This window comes from Anaerolineales bacterium, assembly GCA_022866145.1.
Classification (GTDB): Bacteria; Chloroflexota; Anaerolineae; order Anaerolineales; family E44-bin32; genus PFL42.
Map to the genome: position 1 here is coordinate 1 of JALHUE010000232.1, position 2,338 is coordinate 2,338.

Consider the following 2,338-nt stretch of genomic DNA (forward strand, 5'->3'; position numbering starts at 1 on the left):
GGCGACGGGCGATGCCGTCGACGCCACGCTGATCGTCGTCGAGCCGACGGCGCGCAGCCTGGGCACGGCGGCCCAGATCAAGAAGCTGGCCGAAGACCTGCGCATGCAGCGCTTGTTCCTAGTCGGCAGCCGGGTGCAAGATGAGGCCGATCAGGCGTTCATCGCTGAGAACTCCCCCGGGTTGCCGGTGTTGGGCTTTCTGCCCGAGGACCCCGGCGTTCGCGAGGCCGATCGTTCCGGCCAGCCGGCTTTCGACACCGCCCCGGCGCTGGCGCAGGCCGCCCGCAGCCTGGCCCACGAACTGCAAGCACGTGCTCGCCCAGACGGGTAACTGCTTCCTTCGAACACCCGCTTGACACACCAGACCCGCCTGGCAGGGCCACACGGGAGTGCCGGAGGCGATCGGGCTACAGAGGGCTGCAGAGGGATGCCCCTGGCTGCCCCGCGCTTCGCGCATGACGTCCCCCGCCCTCACCCAGCCGGCCGCCAAGGTCAACTTCCGGCTGGACGGCTAGCGCACCTGGATGGGATCATTTCCGGCCGCGCGCTCAGCGATCCTTCCGAACATTGACTCGCGGCCAGTTCGGTCCCCATCGATGGCGGCTCACGACATACTGATCACCATTGGGGTCTTGCCGGGAGTGCATTTAGCCAGCCCCCGCCTACCCTCCGGGCCTGGAAACGTCAGCCGGCGGTGGGGTCTTGCAGGTGGGTTTCGGCCCCATCTGTGCCCCGATTTCCGGGCTCCCGAGCTCTGATCCCGGCCTGAGGCGGCCCAGTTCGGGCGACCCTCCGCCCTGCACTGCCACTTGACAGCGCAGGGCAAGATCCCTACGCTGAAGCCGAGCCTGATCTCAGACTACGCGGTTGGTGAAGGGGGATCCGATGCCAGCAGCACGCAGGGGGCTCCTTCTCTTTCCCTTAGCGCTCTTCCTGACGGCTGCGATTCGGGGGCGCGCGGTGGCGCAGGAGCCATTGACCTCGACACCGACTGAGACACCCGCCCTCCTCAGCGAACCCTTCACCGAGACAGCCCTACCCCCGAACACAGAGACTCCGGCGCCTGACACCCCGACGTCGGAAGCAACTCCCTCGCCAACCCAAGAATTCACATCGACACCAGAGTTCCTCGATGAACCAGTCGCGACCCCGACTGCATTCGGCCCAGTGCCAGAGTTGGCCGCGGAGCAATTGGCGGACATCATCTTCGGCACCTATGGGAGTTCCTTCGCCGCAAACGTTGGCCAGGCGCCTAAAGACGTCCAGTTCCTTTCCCAAGACAATGGCGTGAGCTTCCTCTTCACATCGGACGCCTTTGCCTTGCTTCTCCCGCAGCCTGTCTTCGAGATGTCAGCGTTGGCCGCCGTAGCGTCCGCGGAAACCCCCACCCCGGCGTTCGAGGCCCTTGATGCCGAGATTCCCCCCCCACCCGACCCTTCCGAGGCTGTGATCGTCCAGGTGAGCTTCTTGGGCGCCAACTCAGGCGTGCTGGCCATTGGGCAGGAACCGCTCTCGATCCAGTTCGGGATGTACGTCGGAGACAATCCTGAGCAGTTGTTGGATCGGGTCCCCTTGTTTGGCTTGATCTCGTATCCGGATCTCTACCCCGGGATTGACCTGGGATTTGCCTTTGACGGCCAGCAGCGAATGAAGTCGATCTTCACCGTGGAGCCCGGGGCCGATCCCGCCGCCATCCGCCTTCGTTACTCCGCGGTCGGCTCCCTGGCCCTCGACGAGGCTGGCAATCTGAGTGTGTCGACGGTTGGCGGAGTGATCCAGGAATCGGCTCCCGTCGCATATCAGCTCAAGGAGGGTCAGAGGCTCGACATCCCTATCGGGTTCCAGCTCAACCAGAACGACGTTACGTTCTCCGTTCTCGACACATACGATCCCTCCTTGCCCCTCGTGATCGACCCGGTATTGAGCTACTCGACCTATCTGAGTGAGCCCCAGGGAGAGCCAGTTGCCGATTTCGCAACGGACGTGGCTCTCCCCTCGTGGTGCCCCCCCTACTTGTGCGACACGCTCTCCCCTCTAACATACGACCAAGCCTGGTCGGTCTACGTCGCAGGCACGACCGATTCATGGGAAGGGCCGCGCGGAACAGAGACATTCGTCGCTAGGTTGCGAACCGAGGGAAAGGAAGTCCTCACGGACACCCGGGATCTCAAACGCTTCGGCGCCCAGGAGATGGCCTTCTGGAAGCCTGTGGGCACAGAAGGCCACGATCGCTCGCGGGGCCTCGCAGTTGGACCGGATGGCAGCGCCTATCTAGTCGGCCGCACGGAGCAGAACAACGGCGATGCATTTCTGGCCAAGGTGAGCCTCACCGGCGGAA

At 64.3% G+C, this 2,338-nt stretch carries 2 protein-coding genes; both read left to right on the forward strand.

Features of this window, described 5'->3' with window-relative positions:
• Positions 1-331 (forward strand): hypothetical protein (locus tag MUO23_07305; GenBank protein ID MCJ7512763.1); only part of this gene is annotated, 331 nt, incomplete at its 5' end.
• 836 nt (positions 332-1,167) lie between these two features.
• Positions 1,168-2,338, forward strand: a 1,171-nt coding sequence (locus tag MUO23_07310) for a hypothetical protein (GenBank protein ID MCJ7512764.1), incomplete at its 3' end; no start/stop codon positions are given.